The sequence below is a fragment of the Micromonospora sp. NPDC048843 genome (assembly GCF_040649965.1).
GTDB lineage: Bacteria > Actinomycetota > Actinomycetes > Mycobacteriales > Micromonosporaceae > Micromonospora > Micromonospora hortensis.
The window spans coordinates 1-14,956 of sequence record NZ_JBEZGJ010000180.1 but is presented as its reverse complement, the minus strand read 5'-3'; the positions used below and the strand labels follow the sequence as shown (position 1 = coordinate 14,956).

Genomic DNA, 14,956 nt, shown 5'->3' with positions numbered 1-14,956 from the left:
CACCAGCGCGAAGGTGTGCAGCAGTTCCCCCGCCTGGCCCGCACCCCGCCGGGCCCGCACCCCGCCTGGGCCGCACCCGCCTGGCCGCGCCGCGCCAGCCCAGCCCGCCTTGTTGCACCCCGCCCGCCGCCCCGCACGGGCCACGCCGCGCGGGCCACGCCGCGCGGGCCACGCCGCGCGGGCCACGCCACACCCCGCACGGGCCAACGCGCCCCAACGCGCCCCCAACTCCGCGACCCATCGCGGCATGGCCAAGATCCGCGCACGTTCGGTGAAACTGCTGCCTCACGACGTGCCGAGGCAACAGTTTCACCGAAGTTGCGCGGATCTTGGGGGTGGATCGGGGTGGAGTCGGGGGCGGCTCGCCGGATCGGGTCGGGTTGGGGCGGCTCGGACCGCAGGTGGGGCGGAAGGCCGTTCAAGCCGCAGGCGGGCGGAGGCGGGGCGGAAGGCCGATCAAGCCGCTGGGGGCGCTGATCGGTATCGGTCAGCGGTGGGTGAGTTCTACTTGAGCTGCCCCGCGGTGAGGCCGGACTGCACCTGCCGCTGGAAGGCCACGTAGACAGCGAGCACCGGGAGCACAGCGATACTCAGCCCGGCGAAGAGCCGAGCGTAGTCGCCGGCGTACCCCTGGCTGACCGATAGCGCAAACAGCCCCTGCGCCAGCATCCACTTGGACTCGTCGCCCTGCAACAGCACCTGCGGTAGGAGGAACTGGTTCCAGTGGCTGAGGAAGTTGAAGATCGCCACGCTGATCAGTCCCGGACGTGCCATGGGCAGCATCACCCGGAAGAAGAGCCGGAAGTGACCGCAGCCGTCGACCAGTGCGGCCTCCGCCACCGAGGTCGGCAGGGTCCGGAAGAACGCGGTCAGGAAGAACACGGTGAACGGCAGCGAGTAGGCCGCGTACACGAGGATCAGCCCGACCCAGGTGTTGAAGAGACCGGCGTTGCGGACCACGAAGAACAGCGGCACCAGGGCGAGGAACACCGGGAACATCAGGCCGCCGACGAACAGGTAGTAGACGACCTGGCGGCCGCGGAACTCGTACCGGGCGAAGACGTACGCGGCGGTGGCCCCCATCAGCATGGTGAGGCTGACCGAGCCGGCCACCACCACCAGGCTGTTGAGGAAGTACCGGCCGATGTGCGCCCCGGTCCAGGCCCGCGCCCAGTTGTCCAGGTTCAGCGCGCCGGGGAGCCCCCACGGGTCGGCGAGAATCTCACCGTTGGTCTTGAACGAGCTGATGAACATCCACAACAGCGGCAGTACGGTGAGCAGGCCCCAGAGCAGCAGGAAGCCGTGCGAGAGGGCGTTGGCCACGCCGAGTTCCCGGCGTACCGGGCGGTCCCCGCTGGTGACCGGGGTCGGGGCGGTCGCGGTGGGCTGATCCAGAGTGGTCACGAGTACTCGATCCGTTCGCGCCGGCCGACCCGCAGCGACAGCACCGCCACCGAGAGGGTCAGGAAGAACATCACCACGCCGATCGCCGAGGCGTAGCCGAACTTGGTCTCGCTGCCAAAGGCGGTGTCGTACATCCGTACGCCGATCACGTCGGTGGAGAAGTTCGGCCCGCCGTTTGTCATCAACTGCACGAGGATGAACCCGTCCAGGGCGAAGATGGCCAGGTAGACCCAGGCGACCTGGACGGTGTCCCAGAGCAGCGGCAGGGTGACCCGGCGCAGGGTGGTGAATCGGGACGCGCCGTCGAGCAGGACGGCCTCGTAGATCTCCTTCGGAACTGCCGACATCGCCGCGCCGAACAGCACCACGTAGAAGCCGACGTTGCTCCAGACCATCACCGCCAGCACGCACCAGAAGGCGGTCGCCGGGTCGCCGAGCCAGGTCGGCGCGGGCAGGCCGAGGCCGTGCAGAGCGGTGGTGAGCAGCCCCTTGTTCGGGTGGTACACCTCCTTCCACAGCAAGGCGATGATCACCACGGAGAGCACCTGCGGGAAGAAGTAGACAGTGCGGTAGAGCGCGCCGCCGCGTACGCCGGTGACGCCGGCACTGCCCTTGCGCCCACCCATGGAGAGCATGGTGGCGAAGAAGAGCCCGAGCACGATGGTCAGCACCGGCACCAGTCCCAGCAGGATCGCGTTGTTCTTCAGCGCGTTCCACACGTAGTCGTCGTGCCAGAGGGTCTTGAAGTTGGCCAGGCCGACCGAGTTGGCGTCGGCGGAGTAGCCGAGCCAGTCGGTGGTGGAGATCTGGAACGCCTGGAGGTACGGCGAGACGACGAAGAACACGTACAGCAGCACCGGTGGCACCAGGAACGTGACGATCAGCGGCCACTTGCCATGTTTCACGAGAGGGACCTCTCCGTTGGGGTACGGCCGGTGGGGGCGGACGTCTCCCCCACCGGCCGGGCGGTCAGGCCGCTCGCTTGTACTTCTTGATCGAGCTGTCCTGGGCGATCGAGTCGGCGCCCTTCTGGCACTGTTCGAGGAACTCGGCGGGGCCGATCCGGCCGCTGAAGAACTCGCCGCACGCGGCGTCGACGAGGTTGCGCTCCAACTTGCGGTAGAAGCTGTTGTAGACCCAGTTGAAGCCGTTGGCACCGGACGCGTCGAGGGCCTTGACCACTGTGCTCAGCCCGTACGGCAGCTCGACGCCCTCGGTGGCGCCGGCGACAACCGTGAGGCTGGCGACCTTCTTCGTGAAGTCCTGGGCGCCCTTCTTGGAGAGCATGGTCCGGAAGTACTCCAGGCCGCCGGCGACGTTGCGGGCCTTGGCGGGCACCATGAACGGTTCCCCGGCGGTGCCCCGGATCGCCTCGAACGGCAGTTTGTCGCCGCTGCCCAGGCTCGGCGTCGGCGCGATGGTCATGTTGAACCCGGCCGGTGTGACGTCCTTCTGCTCGCTCTCCAGCCAGGAGCCGCAGGAGATGAAGGCGGCCTTGCCCTGACACCAGGCGGTCTGCGACTGCTTGTGGTCCAGGCCGGGCGAGCCGTCCAGGATGTACTTGTCCTTGACGATCTGGTGCCAGGCGTCGGCGGCGGCGCGCATCGAGTCGGACTTCCAGGCGTTCGGCTCCAGGTTGTCGATGGCCGTCGCCACCGACGGGCCGCCGAACTTGATGGCCGTGGAGATCAGCGGCCAGCTCATGTAGCGCGGGTGCAGGCCGGCGTACGTCCAGGGGGCGATGCCGGCGGCCTTGATCTGCTTGCAGAGCGCGATGTGCTCGTCCCAGGTCTTCGCGTACGACCAGCCGCGGTCGGCGAAGAGCTTGGCCGAGTGCCAGATGCCGTAGGCGGTGTAGGTGTAGTTGAGCACCAGGAACTTGCCGTCGTAGGAGCCGACCTCGACAGCGCCGGGCAGCAGGGTGTCCCTGACCGTCTTGCCGGGGATGTCGAGGCTCGGGGCGGCCAGCAGTTCGTCGAGGCCGGCGAGGGCGTTCTGGCTGACCAGACCGTTGAAGTCGATCTGGCTGGAGCCGGAGTTGTTGACGACGTCCGGCGGGGTGCCGTCGACGAAGCGCGGCTGGAGGGTCTTGCTGATCTCCTGCGTGGAGGAGTGCTTGATCTTCGCCTTCGGGTACTTCTCGGTGTACATGGCCTCGTGGGCCTTGGCGTACTCCTCACCGAACCCGCCGCCGAAGATCACCACCTCGAGTGGGGCGTCCTCCTTCACGCCGAGCGGGTTCTGCGCGCTCTTGGTGCCCTGGTAGGTCTCGGCATCGTTCTTGTCACCGCCACCGCTGGTGGCGCAGCCGGACAGCAGGCCGGCGGCGGGGGTGGCCAGGAGGCCGGCGGCGGCGCTGCGCCGCAGGATGTCACGCCTGTTCATGGGTTCTCCTCGGGTCGGGTCGGGCGGATCGCCGGTCTGTGGGGGAGGCGTCCGCCGCGCGAGGGGCGGTAGTTCTCTTCAGTTCATGCTCTGTTGCTGAAGAATTTCTACGACAGCCGGGCTCGGACTTCAAGTCCTGACTGCCGAACCGTTATCACCACCAGCCGCCGCCGGGTCGCCTAACCTGAGGCGATGCGCCGTCTGCGCCAGCTGGCCGAGCGCACCCCGGCTGGGCGGGAACGGTACGTCGACCTGCTCCGCGCGCTCGCCATCACCATGGTCGTTTTCGGACACTGGACCGTCACGGTGATCGGCCGTGACCCCGACGGGCAGGCCACCGGGCACTCGGCGCTCGGCGACCTGCGCTGGGCGTACCCGCTGACCTGGCTGGCCCAGGTGATGCCGGTCTTCTTCCTGGTCGGGGGCTACGCCAACGCGGCCTCGCTGACCCGGCTGAAGGCCCGCGGCGGCGACGCAGCCGGCTGGCTGATCGACCGCAGTTCACGCCTTGTCCGCCCCACCAGCACGCTGCTGCTGGTGCTCACCGCAGCCGCGGCGGTCGCCTGGCTGCGCGGCGCCGACCCCACCCAGATTCGCGAGGTGTTCTGGTTCGCCACCATCCCGCTCTGGTTCCTGGTCGCCTACCTGGCGGCGGTAGCGCTCACCCCACCGATGTACGCGTTGCACCGCCGCCTCGGCCTGGCCGTGCCGCTGGTGCTCGTCGCAGTGGTCGGCCTCGGCGACCTCGGCCGGCTGAGTGGGCCGGAGGAGCTGAGCTACGGCAACTACCTGTTCGGTTGGCTGGCCGTTCACCAGCTCGGCTTCGCCTGGCACGACGCCCGCGCCACGCCACCACCTGCCGGCCCAACCCCGCCACCGCCCGCTAACGCCGCCGCTGACGGCCCAACCGCGTCACCGCCCGCACCGGCCGGCCCAACCGCGCCACCACCTGCCGCGACCGACGCTGCCGGGCCGCCGACTCCCGACCGTCCGGGGGTACGCCGACGGCGGCTGCCCACCTCCCGCCGGGCCGGGCTGGTCTTCCTGGCGGGCGGGCTGGGCGCGGTGCTGCTGCTCACCGTCCTCGGCCCCTGGCCGGTGGCCATGCTCAAGGTGCCCGACGAGCGGCTCGACAACGCCGCGCCACCCAGCCTCGCGTTGCTGGCCGTCGCCGCCGGCCAGCTCGGTCTGATCCTGCTGCTGCGCGGCCCGGCCGAGCGACTGCTGCGCCGCAGCGGGCCGTGGCAGCTGGTGATCGGGGTCAACCTGGTGGTGCTGACCGTCTTCCTCTGGCACCTGACCGCCGCGATCCTGCTGATCGGGTTGCTCGACGCGGTCGGAACGCTGCCCACTCCGGCGGTCGACACGGCCGCCTGGTGGGCCTGGCGGGTGCCGTGGTTGCTGCTGCTCAGCGCCGTTCTGGCGGTGCTGGTCACCATCTTCGGGCCGGTGGAGGCGCGCAGCGGCCGACACCGCACCGGACGGCGGACGCCTCGGGGCACCCCGGCCCGGGCGGCGTTGGCGGTGGCCGGCTACGCCGCCGTGGTGGCCGCGCTGCTGGTCAACAGCACCGCCCCGCAGCAGGCGCCGGAGCCGCTCGGCACGCCCGTCCCGGCGCTGGTGGCGTACCTGGCCGGGGCGGGCGTGCTGCGCCTGCTCAGGTCTGGGTGGGGAACCCGAGGTTGACCCCGCCGTGCCGTGGATCCAACCACCGGCTGGTGACGACCTTGCCCCGGGTGAAGAACCGGACCCCGTCCTCGCCGTGCGCGTGCAGGTCACCGAAGAGCGACGACTTCCAGCCGCCGAACGAGTGGTACGCCATCGGCACCGGGATGGGCACGTTGATCCCGACCATGCCCACCTCCACCTCGTGCTGGTAGCGCCGGGCCGCCCCGCCGTCGTTGGTGAAGATCGCCGTGCCGTTGCCGTACGGGCTGGCGTTGACCAAGTCCACCGCCTCGTCGTACGAGCCGACCCGGACCACGCTCAGCACCGGCCCGAAGATCTCGTCGGTGTAGATCGACATGTCAGGGGTCACCCGGTCGAACAGCGTCGGGCCGAGCCAGAAGCCCTCCGGGTCGCCGTCCGGCGTCACGTCCCGCCCGTCCACCACCGGGACCGCGCCGGCGGCGACGCCGGCGTCCACGTAGAAACGCACCTTCGCCGCGTGCGCGGCGGTCACCAGTGGGCCCATGTCGCAGCCCCGTCGGCCGTCGCCGGTGCGCAGGCCGGTCACCCGCGCGGCGATCCGCTCGACCAGCGCGTCCGCCACCGGCTCCACAGCCACCAGCACCGAGATGGCCATGCACCGCTCCCCCGCCGAGCCGAACCCGGCGTTGACCGCCGCGTCGGCGGCCAGGTCCAGATCGGCGTCCGGGAGCACCACCATGTGGTTCTTCGCCCCACCGAGCGCCTGCACCCGCTTGCCGGTGGCAGTTCCGCGTTGGTAGACGTACCTGGCGATCGGCGTGGAGCCGACGAACGACACCGCCCGCACCTCCGGGTGCTCCAGCAACGCGTCGACCGCCTCCTTGTCGCCGTTGACCACGTTGAGCACCCCGTCGGGCAGGCCCGCCTCGGCGAACCACTCGGCCAGCAGCAGCGCGGCGCTCGGGTCCTTCTCGCTCGGCTTGAGCACCACCGCGTTGCCGCAGGCCACCGCCACCGGCACGAACCACAGCGGCACCATCACCGGGAAGTTGAACGGGGAGATCACCGCTACCACCCCGAGCGGCTGCCGGATGGTGTACGAGTCGACCTCGGTGGACACGTTCTCGCTGAACGCGCCGCGCAGCGCCGACGGCAGCCCGCACGCGTACTCGATGACCTCCAGGCCGCGCTGCACCTCGCCGGCGGCGTCGGCGAGCACCTTCCCGTGCTCGGCGGTGATCACCTCGGCGAGCCGGTCCCGCCGGGTGTGCACCAACTCCCGAAAGGCGAACAGCACAGCGGACCGCCGGGCCAGCGACGCGTCCCGCCAGGCTTGCGCCGCGCGGACGGCGGCCTGCACCGCCACGTCGACGTCCGCTGTCGAGGCCAGCTCGACCTCGGCGGTACGCCTACCGGTCGCCGGGTCGAACACGTCACCGCGCCGCCGCGACGTGCCGTCGACCCGCTTGCCGTCGACGAAGTGACCGATGCTCATGCCGCCACCCCCGCAGCCGTTCGGATCGCGTCGACGAGGATCGCCAGGCCCTCACGGGCCTCCTCCTCGGTCAGCGTCAACGGTGGACCCATCCGCAGCACGTTGCCGTGGAGGCCGCCCTTGCCGGTCAGCAGGCCACCGTCCCGGGCGGCTTCGAAGACCCGGTTGGTCAACGCCGGATCCGGCTCACTGCCACCCGGCCGGACGAACTCGACGCCGAGCATCAGCCCCTTTCCGCGTACCTCGGCGACGCAGTCGAGCCCGCCCACTGCGGACCGCAGGCCGTCGGCGAGGATCGCGCCGACGCGGGCCGCGTTCGCCTGGAGGTCGTGCGCGATCAGGTAGTCGAGCACCGCGTTGCCGGCCGCCGTGGAGATCGGGTTGCCGCCGAAGGTGGAGAAGCTGATGGCCGCAACCGACTCCAGCACCTCGGCCCGGCCGACCACCCCGGCCAGGGCGAACCCGTTGCCGATGCCCTTGGCGAAGGTGAGCAGGTCCGGTGTGACGCCGTGCGCCTGGTAACCCCAGAAGTGCTCCCCGGTACGCCCCCAGCCGGTCTGCACCTCGTCGGCGATGAACAGGATGCCGTGCTCGTCGAGGACCTGCTTCCAGCCGGCGAAGAGCCCGTCCGGCGGATGCACGAAACCGCCAACGCCCTGGATCGGTTCGGCGATGAGAGCTGCCACGTCACCGGCGGTCTGGGTGGCCAGCACCTCGCGCAGGTCCTCCACTGCCGCGTCGACCTGCTCGTCGGCGCTCAGCCGGGCCAGCAGACCACGCACCTGGTCACCGGAGTGCAGCCAGGCCACCTGGAGAGGGTTGAGGCCGCTGGCCGACCAGTTGCGGTTGCCGGTGACGCCCATCGCCGCGTACGACCGGCCGTGGTAGCTGTTGCGCACGGCCAGGATCTGGTGCGACCGGCGGTGGTTGGTGGCGACCAGCAGCGCCGCCTCGTTCGCCTCGGTGCCGGAGTTGGTGAAGAACACCCGCGCGTCCGGGATGCCGGAGCGCCGGGCGATCTTCTCGGCCAGCTCCACCTGCTGCCGGATCAGGTAGAGCGTCGAGGTGTGCGCGATGCCGGTGGCGAGCTGCCGCTCGACGGCCTCCCGGATCTCCGGGATGTCGTACCCGATCATGTTGGTCAGCACACCGCCGAAGAAGTCCAGGTAGCTGCGGCCCTGCGCGTCGGTGACCCGGCGGCCCGAGCCGGAGACCAACTCGAGCGGCTCGGCGTAGTACAACGGCATCCAGGACGGGAGCACGGCCCGGTGCCGGGCCAGCAGGTCGTCGGTCATCGTGGCAACCCTTCAGCGGCGTTCGTGGATACCGCACGCTCCCACCGCCGGCCGACGCGAACAACTGTCACCGTGTAGCGCATGGGAACCTCGACCTGACAGCACGTCAACGGTTTCCATGGAAAAGGTTGGCCATGACCCATGATTTCCGCAGTACTCGTGGGAAAAGCCCACTCGATCCGCAGTTTGGCCGCCCGCCGCTACAGTGGGTCGGTCCACTGTCGCCGGGGAGGCACGCGGTGCGTATCGAAGAGACGATCGCCGAGCTGGAGCGCATCGCGTCGTGCGAGGTGGGCCGGGGCAGCGAGGCGTTGGCCGCGCCCGCGGCGGGTGGGCTGCTGGCCGCCGCCCGGTCGCTCGCCGCCGCCGGGGCGCCCGACGCCGCGGTGTTCACCGGGTTCTTCATCCCCGGCGCCGAGCCACCCGCCGCGGAGACCGACGGCCCGCTCGGCGCGGTGCAGATCGCCGCCGCGCTACGCGTGCTCGGTGGCCGGTGCCGGATCGTCACCGACGAGCCCTGCGCCCCGGTGGTCGAGGCGGCCGTCGCCGCCGCCGCGCCGGGCCTGCCGGTCGACGTCGCGCCGCTGCGGGGGTACGAGGAGTGGGCCGCCGCCCGGCTCCCCGAGTACGGCCGGCTGACCCACCTCATCGCCTGCGAGCGGGTCGGGCCCGCTGTGGACGGTCGGCCCCGCAACATGCGTGGCGAGGACATCGGCGCGCACACGGCACCACTGGACCGGCTCTACACCTCGGGGTCGGCGTACCGGATCGGCATCGGCGACGGTGGCAACGAACTCGGCATGGGCCGGCTACCGGCGGACCTGATCGGACGGGTGGTCGCCTCGGGCGAGCGGATCCGGTGCGTGGTGGGCGCCGACGCGTTGCTCGTCGGCGGCACGTCCAACTGGGCCGCAGCCGCCCTCGTCGGCGCGCTGTCGCTGCTCCGCCCGGATGTGCCCCAGCTTCGGACGCTGCTGGAGCCCGCCTGGTCGTACGACCTGCTGACCGCCATAGTGCGCGCGGGCGCTGTGGACGGCGTACGCCGACGCCCGACGCTCAGCGTCGACGGCCTCGACTGGCCCGCGTACGCCGAACCGCTCACCCGGATCGCCGAGCTGGTCAGGGAAGGCCGGTAGGTGTGGGCGGCTCGGTCGCCGGCCGCAATGCCCTCGGCGGGCGGCTCGACGCCCGTGCGTGCGCAACCTGGCGGGGGCGCAACGGCAGGTGCAGGGCGACGGCGACCACAGCGAACGCCGCCCAGCCGGCACCCAGCGCCGCGGCCGACGAGACGTCCTGAAGGTAGTGGTACGCGGTGAGGAAGCCGACGAGCGCGAGGCTGTTGCGGGCGAAGTGCCGACTGAACTCGGCCAACTGCCGGCGGGCCTCGACGGCGACCAGCACCCCCGAGTACGGGAACGTCACCACCATGCCGCGCAGCACCGCGCCGAGCAGTTGGGTGAGGACCGCCCCAACGAAGATCACCACCAGCTTGAGCAACACCGGCAGCCCGTCCGGGCGGGTCTCCGCGACGGCGATCGTCTCCTCGGCGGGAACGGCGGGCGGGCCGGCACGACGGCTGTCGCTCCGGCGGGCGCGACGGCGCAGCCACAGGATGGCAGCCAGCCAGAGCACGAGCGTGCTGCCGAGGGCCACCTCGAACGGGATGTGGACGGCCAACAGGGCGGCGCTCAGCACCACGTAGACGGCGATCCCCGCGACGTCGGCGAGCAGGATCGGCCACCGCCACCGCTGGTGGGTGACCGCCACCGTGACGAAGAAGAGGTTGAGCCCGAGCACGCCGAGCACCTGCGCGCCGTCCACCCGATAGTCGGTGGTGAGCAGTGCGAGCGTCATCGGCAGCGGCAGGCTGTAGACCAGCGCGCGGAGCCGGACCGAGCGGATCACGCTGACCGCCCAGACCACTGCCGTCACCAGCAGGACCGCGCTCCACGTCATGGCTCACCCGTTCCCGCCCGGTAAGGCCGTCAGTCCTGGAAGGTCGCGGCGTTCGCGCAGCTGTCGAACACGCGGGTGAGCCGAGCGACGTCCGTCCGGTTGACCGAGAACTGATTCTCGCCGATCTCGCCGTGCGCGGTCATGTGGGCCTCCCAACAGCTCGACCCGTCCCAGAGTGTCAAGTTCACGTGCAGGTGCGGACTCACCACCCCGATGGGCAGCAGACCCACCCGCGCCCCGGCCGCGCGCTGCTTCTCCACCAGGGCGGACAGATCGTCGGTCAGCGTGGCGTAGACGAAGACCCGGGTGATCTGGACACCCCGTTGCAGGGCCTCCACATTGGCCTCCCAGTAGCGCCGGCCGATCTCACTGCGCCACCAGCTCAACTCCCCGCTCACCCGGGGCATCACGTTGGTCAACCCGTCCAGCCGACGTACGCAGGCACGGGTCGCGCCGACCAGATCCTCGTCCTCGTCACCGCGCCGGATGATCCGACCGTCAGCGAGCTGCTCGGCCTCCAACCGGAACTGCTCGTAGCGCCGCTGCGCCTCCACCGCGACCCGGGTGCCCGCGTGCTGCTCGGCCGCCTCCCGCATCGCCCCGGCCAACTCCGTTGTGGTGCGGACCAGCCAGGGCGGGCCGTCCAACAGGGTGCGCAGGTGGAAGCGGCGCTCCGCGCGGGCCAGTGAGTCGACCAACAGCGAGATGGTGATGCCCATCAGGCCGGCCAGCAGCGACTCCACCCCGGAGGCGGCGTTGCTGAGGTCCAGCACGACGCTGAGGGTGATCGACAGCGTGATGCCGACCAACGCCACCGGGTCGGTGTGCGCCACCAGCCGGACGAAGCCGGCGGTGGAGCCGCCGCCCTCCCGTAACCGCTGACGGGCCACGTCACGGGTCATCGAGATCCCCCAATCAGCCGCTCCCGCCAGCGTAGACAGCAACCACAACCACCGGCCCCGCCGCAGCGGGCCGGTAGCATCCGGCTGTGCACAGAGCGGACGCGGCGCCGTCGACCGGAACTGACGACGAGCGGATCACGGCGGAGATCCAGACCTGGGTCTGCTCCACCCCGCTCCGCGGCCTGGTCGCCCACTTCGGCGGCACCTGGCCCGACGGTGACCTCACCGACGTGCTCCGCTTCCTCGACGACTTCTCCGCCCGCCACTGGGACTTTCGGGGCGGCCGGGAACGGCCCGACGCCCGGGAGCCCGACCTCGATCCGGCCACCGCGACACTGGTGCTCGACGCGGCCGCCGCACTCGGGCTGATCCACCCGGTGCCACCGGCCCGGTCGGCGTACGCCCACCTGGTGGTGCTCGGCGGCCTGGCGCACGCCTGCGTACGCCGCGTCGGCTACGCCGCGCACCTGCTCCGCGCCGGCCTACCGGTGAGCGGCGAGGTCGCCGTCCTGGGCAGCTTCCGGCCGCTGTCGGACTGGGAACGCCGCACGCTCGCCGAGGCGGGCCTACCGGCCGACGAGACCGAGGTGGACGTGCTGGACACGGCCGTCCGCCGGGTGTTCGAGGTGGCCGCCCCGGCCGAGCAGGCCGGCGTCGACGCCGGCCACCCGCACCACTCCTGGTCGTCGCGGACCTACCGACCGGACGGGCTGCCACCGATCCGGGTGCTGGCCGCACCGTCCAGCGAACCCGACCAGCGGCGGGCCCACACCGCCGACACCCAGCGGTTCTGGGCCGGCCACGTCCGGCTCGCGCCGGGCGACAAGGTCCTGATGGTCACCGCGCCGATCTACGTGCCGTTCCAGCACTGCGACGCGCTGCGCACGCTGGCCGTGCCGTACGGGTGCGCCATCGACACGGTCGGGGTGGACCCGACGCTTGCCGACCTGGCGGTGCTGCCCGAGCAGACGCTCACGCCGGGGCGCTACCTCCAGGAGGTCCGCTCGGCGATCCGCTCGATGCGCGCCCTGCACGCCGGGCTTCACCCGCGCTGACGTGGAAGGCCCGGCCCACCGCTGAGCCGGGCTCAGCGGGCGGTGTCGGCGCGCTGGCCTCAGCGGGCGGTGTCGGCGACGGCTTGGGCGAAGACCTCGGAGCGGTGCTCGAAGTTGCGGAACCGGCCGTAGCTGGGCGCGGCCGGGGACAGCAGCACCACCCCGCCGGCCGGGGTCACCTCACGGGACAGCCGGACCGCTTCCACCAGGTCGTCGACCAGTTCGGTACGCACCTTCGGCAGGCCGGCGAGTACCTCGACGATGCGGGTGCCGCTGTCCGGAATCCCGATCACTGTCAGCTCCCGCTCGGCCAGGTGCTCGGCCAACGGCGTGTAGTCCAGACCCCTGTCGTTGCCCCCGACGATCACCGTCAACGGCCGCCCGTCGTACGCGTCGATGGCGTGCATGGCCGCGTACGGGCTGGTGGCCAGGGTGTCGTCGACGAACGTCAGCCCGGACGGGTCGGTGATCTCGGTGAGCCGGTGGGCCAGCCCCTGGAACTCGGCGACCGCGACGGCGAGGTGGTCCTTACCGGCCACCACGTCCACGCCGAGCGCGTCGAGCACGGCGAGCGCGACGCAGAGGTTGCCCTCGTTGTGCCGGCCGACCAGCGGTAGCACCGCGCGCGGGAAGAGCGGCTGGTCACCGAAGTGGAACCACTGCATGCCGTCGGCGCCGGTGGCGACGTGGGTGGTGTCGGGACGACCGGCGCGGACCGCCGGCAGCTCACCCAGCTCCGCGGCGAGCCGGGGATCACCCCCGTTGACCACTATCGTCTGCGGGTCGTGGGCGAGCAGGTTGAGCTTGTCCCGGTAGTACTCCCGTTCCCCACCGTGCGCGTCCAGGTGCTCGGGGAAGAGCGCGGTGACCACCGCCACCCGGGGCGAGTCGGTGAGGTCGCTGCACTGGTAGCTGGACAGCTCCAACACGTACAGGTCCGCGTCCGGCAGGTCGAGGGTCGGCACCCCGATGTTGCCGCCGAAGACGTTCGGCCGCCCCATCGCGGTGAGCAGGTGACTGATCAGGCTGGAGGTGGTGCTCTTGCCCTTACTACCGGTGACCCCGACGGTGCGCGCGGCGTGGTCGGCCATCCACAACGCGGTGCCCTGGGTCACCAGGATCCCGCGGCGGCGCAGCTCGATGAGCCAGGGGTGGGTCTGGGGCACGCCCGGGGAGCGGACCACCACGTCCGCGGCGGCCAGCCGTTCGAAGCCCGCCTCGCCGGTGACCAGCGGCGCCGCCTCGGCCAGGGGGCCGTCCCAGGGCAGCGACAGGAAGTTCGCGCTGTCGTCCACGGCGACCAGCTCGGCTGGGCCGTGCGCGGCGATGGCGGTCACAGCGGCCCGGCCCTCCCGACCGGTGCCCCAGACGGCGACGCTACGTCCGCGCAGGTCAGAAAGGCGCACGGGGCTCTCCTCGTGGGTCACGGCGGCGGCAGGGCGGGCCCGGTCCGGACACGGCCGGACGAACCAGGGCCTAGTATGGCGTGTGCCCAACGAGCAGCTCCGGCGGATGGACGCCTTCACCTTCCCGTCCTACTCGATCGACTTCGCCACCGGCGAGGTGTTGTTCGACTACGCCCTGACCGGCCCGGCCGGTGAGCAGCGGTTCACCGAGGTGATCACGCTCCCCCTGCCGACGGAGCCGCCCTCCGACGAGACGGTGGCGACCCTCAACCGGGTGTTGGAGGTGCTGCACCTCGTCGCCGGGGTCAGCTACTACAAGGCCGCCGCGCCGCCCCGACTCGTGCTGCCGGCGCCGCTGGGCGCGGCCACCGTCGACTACGTCACTGCCGTCTACACAAAGGGCCTCGCGGAGTACGCGTACCGCAACCAACTGCCGCACGTGCTCGAGCTGCGCCCGGAGGTGCCGGCCGGCACCCCGGAGTCGCCCCGGGTGTACGACGACTCGGACCGTCGCCCGCTCTCGGCGGTCGGCGGCGGTAAGGACTCGATCGTCAGCCTGGAGGCGCTGCGCCGCGCCGAGCTGGACCCGGTGCCGTTCTCGGTAAACCCGAACCACGTCATCGTCGCCGTCAACGAGGCGTCCGGGCTGGTCCCGCTGGCCGCCCGGCGGCGCATCGACCCGGTGCTGTTCGACCTGAACGCGGCCGGCGCGCTGAACGGGCACATCCCGGTCACCGCCATCAACTCCCTGATCGCTGTGGCCACCGCCGTCCTGCACGGGCTGGGCCCGGTGGTGATGTCCAACGAGCGTTCGGCGTCCGACCCGAACCTGGTCTGGAACGGCCACGAGATCAACCACCAGTGGTCCAAGGGCGTCGAGGCGGAGGGGTTGCTGCGGGCGTCGCTGGCCGAGCACGCCGGCCTGACCGACCCCTACTTCTCCCTGCTGCGTTCGCTGTCCGAGCTGCACATCGCCCGGCTGTTCGCCGAGTTCACCAGGTACGACGACGTGGTGACCAGCTGCAACCAGGCGTTCAAGCTGCGCGACGCGAGTGAGCGCTGGTGCCGGGACTGCCCGAAGTGCCGCTTCGTCTTCCTGGCCATGGCGCCGTTCATGCCGCGGGAGCGGGTGGTGGGCATCTTCGGGGGTGACCTGCTGGCCGACGAGTCGCAGATCCCCGGCTACCGCGAGTTGCTGGGCGTGGACGGGCACAAGCCGTTCGAGTGCGTGGGCGAGGTCGAGGAGTCGGTGGTGGCCCTCGGCCTGCTTGCCGAGCAGGACCAGTGGCGCGACGCCCCGGTGATCCAAGCCCTGATCAGGTAGATCTCGGCGACCAGCAGCGCGAGGGCAATCCCGGAGGCCCAGGCCAGCGCCCGCCACGAACCGCGGGAGGCCACCCCGAACAGC

At 71.3% G+C, this 14,956-nt stretch carries 12 protein-coding genes and 1 pseudogene; 4 read left to right on the top strand and 9 right to left on the bottom strand.

The genetic code is table 11. The features are described 5' to 3' along the window. The 4 genes from AB0C20_RS30105 to ngcE all read right to left on the bottom strand — a co-directional run. The coding region (locus AB0C20_RS30105; protein ID WP_357569221.1) for a hypothetical protein at positions 1 to 249 on the bottom strand (249 nt) is incomplete at its 3' end. A gap of 255 nt (positions 250 to 504) precedes the next feature. Next, positions 505 to 1,404 carry a carbohydrate ABC transporter permease gene (locus AB0C20_RS30100; protein WP_357191876.1) on the bottom strand — a complete coding sequence of 300 codons (900 nt, stop codon included), beginning with the start codon at positions 1,402 to 1,404 and terminating at the stop codon, positions 505 to 507. Next, positions 1,401 to 2,309, bottom strand: a complete 909-nt coding sequence (locus tag AB0C20_RS30095; RefSeq protein WP_357191879.1) for a sugar ABC transporter permease — start codon at positions 2,307 to 2,309, stop codon at positions 1,401 to 1,403. Before AB0C20_RS30095 ends, AB0C20_RS30100 begins: the two co-directional genes overlap by 4 nt. Before the next feature lie 64 nt (positions 2,310 to 2,373). After that, positions 2,374 to 3,789: an N-acetylglucosamine/diacetylchitobiose ABC transporter substrate-binding protein gene (gene ngcE, locus AB0C20_RS30090; protein ID WP_357191881.1), complete on the bottom strand. Its 1,416-nt coding sequence runs from the start codon at positions 3,787 to 3,789 to the stop codon at positions 2,374 to 2,376. Positions 3,790 to 3,981: 192 nt separating this feature from the next. Here ngcE and AB0C20_RS30085 point away from each other — a divergent pair, with 192 nt between their 5' ends. After that, positions 3,982 to 5,475, top strand: coding sequence for an acyltransferase (locus tag AB0C20_RS30085; RefSeq protein WP_357569220.1), 1,494 nt, complete (start codon positions 3,982 to 3,984; stop codon positions 5,473 to 5,475). Here the strand turns inward: AB0C20_RS30085 and AB0C20_RS30080 are convergent. Both AB0C20_RS30080 and AB0C20_RS30075 read right to left on the bottom strand, forming a co-directional pair. Continuing rightward, a complete protein-coding gene (locus tag AB0C20_RS30080; RefSeq protein WP_357191887.1) occupies positions 5,447 to 6,934 on the bottom strand; it encodes a CoA-acylating methylmalonate-semialdehyde dehydrogenase in 1,488 nt (495 codons plus the stop codon). The genes AB0C20_RS30085 and AB0C20_RS30080 overlap by 29 nt on opposite strands. Beyond that, a complete protein-coding gene (locus AB0C20_RS30075; protein WP_357569219.1) occupies positions 6,931 to 8,229 on the bottom strand; it encodes an aspartate aminotransferase family protein in 1,299 nt (432 codons plus the stop codon). Before AB0C20_RS30075 ends, AB0C20_RS30080 begins: the two co-directional genes overlap by 4 nt. 239 nt (positions 8,230 to 8,468) lie before the next feature. On the opposite strand from AB0C20_RS30075, the gene AB0C20_RS30070 reads away from it, so the two are divergent. Further along, positions 8,469 to 9,365 (top strand): glutamate cyclase domain-containing protein, encoded by an 897-nt coding sequence (locus tag AB0C20_RS30070; RefSeq protein WP_357191890.1) that lies wholly within the window; start codon positions 8,469 to 8,471, stop codon positions 9,363 to 9,365. Here AB0C20_RS30070 and AB0C20_RS30065 read toward each other — a convergent pair. Then, complete coding sequence (locus tag AB0C20_RS30065; RefSeq protein WP_357191892.1) at positions 9,349 to 10,185, bottom strand: hypothetical protein; 837 nt, start codon at positions 10,183 to 10,185, stop codon at positions 9,349 to 9,351. The two genes, AB0C20_RS30070 and AB0C20_RS30065, sit on opposite strands and share 17 nt — an antisense overlap. A gap of 29 nt (positions 10,186 to 10,214) precedes the next feature. Then, positions 10,215 to 11,087 (bottom strand): hypothetical protein, encoded by an 873-nt coding sequence (locus tag AB0C20_RS30060; RefSeq protein ID WP_357191895.1) that lies wholly within the window; start codon positions 11,085 to 11,087, stop codon positions 10,215 to 10,217. 86 nt (positions 11,088 to 11,173) lie between these two features. Between AB0C20_RS30060 and AB0C20_RS30055 the strand changes: the two genes are divergently transcribed. Continuing rightward, entirely contained in the window at positions 11,174 to 12,142 is a 969-nt protein-coding gene (locus AB0C20_RS30055) for a hypothetical protein (protein WP_357569218.1), read from the top strand. Positions 12,143 to 12,201: 59 nt separating this feature from the next. Here the strand turns inward: AB0C20_RS30055 and murD are convergent, their stop codons facing one another. Then, entirely contained in the window at positions 12,202 to 13,548 is a 1,347-nt protein-coding gene (gene murD, locus AB0C20_RS30050) for a UDP-N-acetylmuramoyl-L-alanine--D-glutamate ligase (protein WP_357569217.1), read from the bottom strand. A gap of 82 nt (positions 13,549 to 13,630) precedes the next feature. Here murD and AB0C20_RS30045 point away from each other — a divergent pair. Further along, a pseudogene (locus tag AB0C20_RS30045) lies at positions 13,631 to 14,866 on the top strand (hypothetical protein); the annotation flags it as partial. Between the last annotated feature and the right edge of the window lie 90 nt (positions 14,867 to 14,956).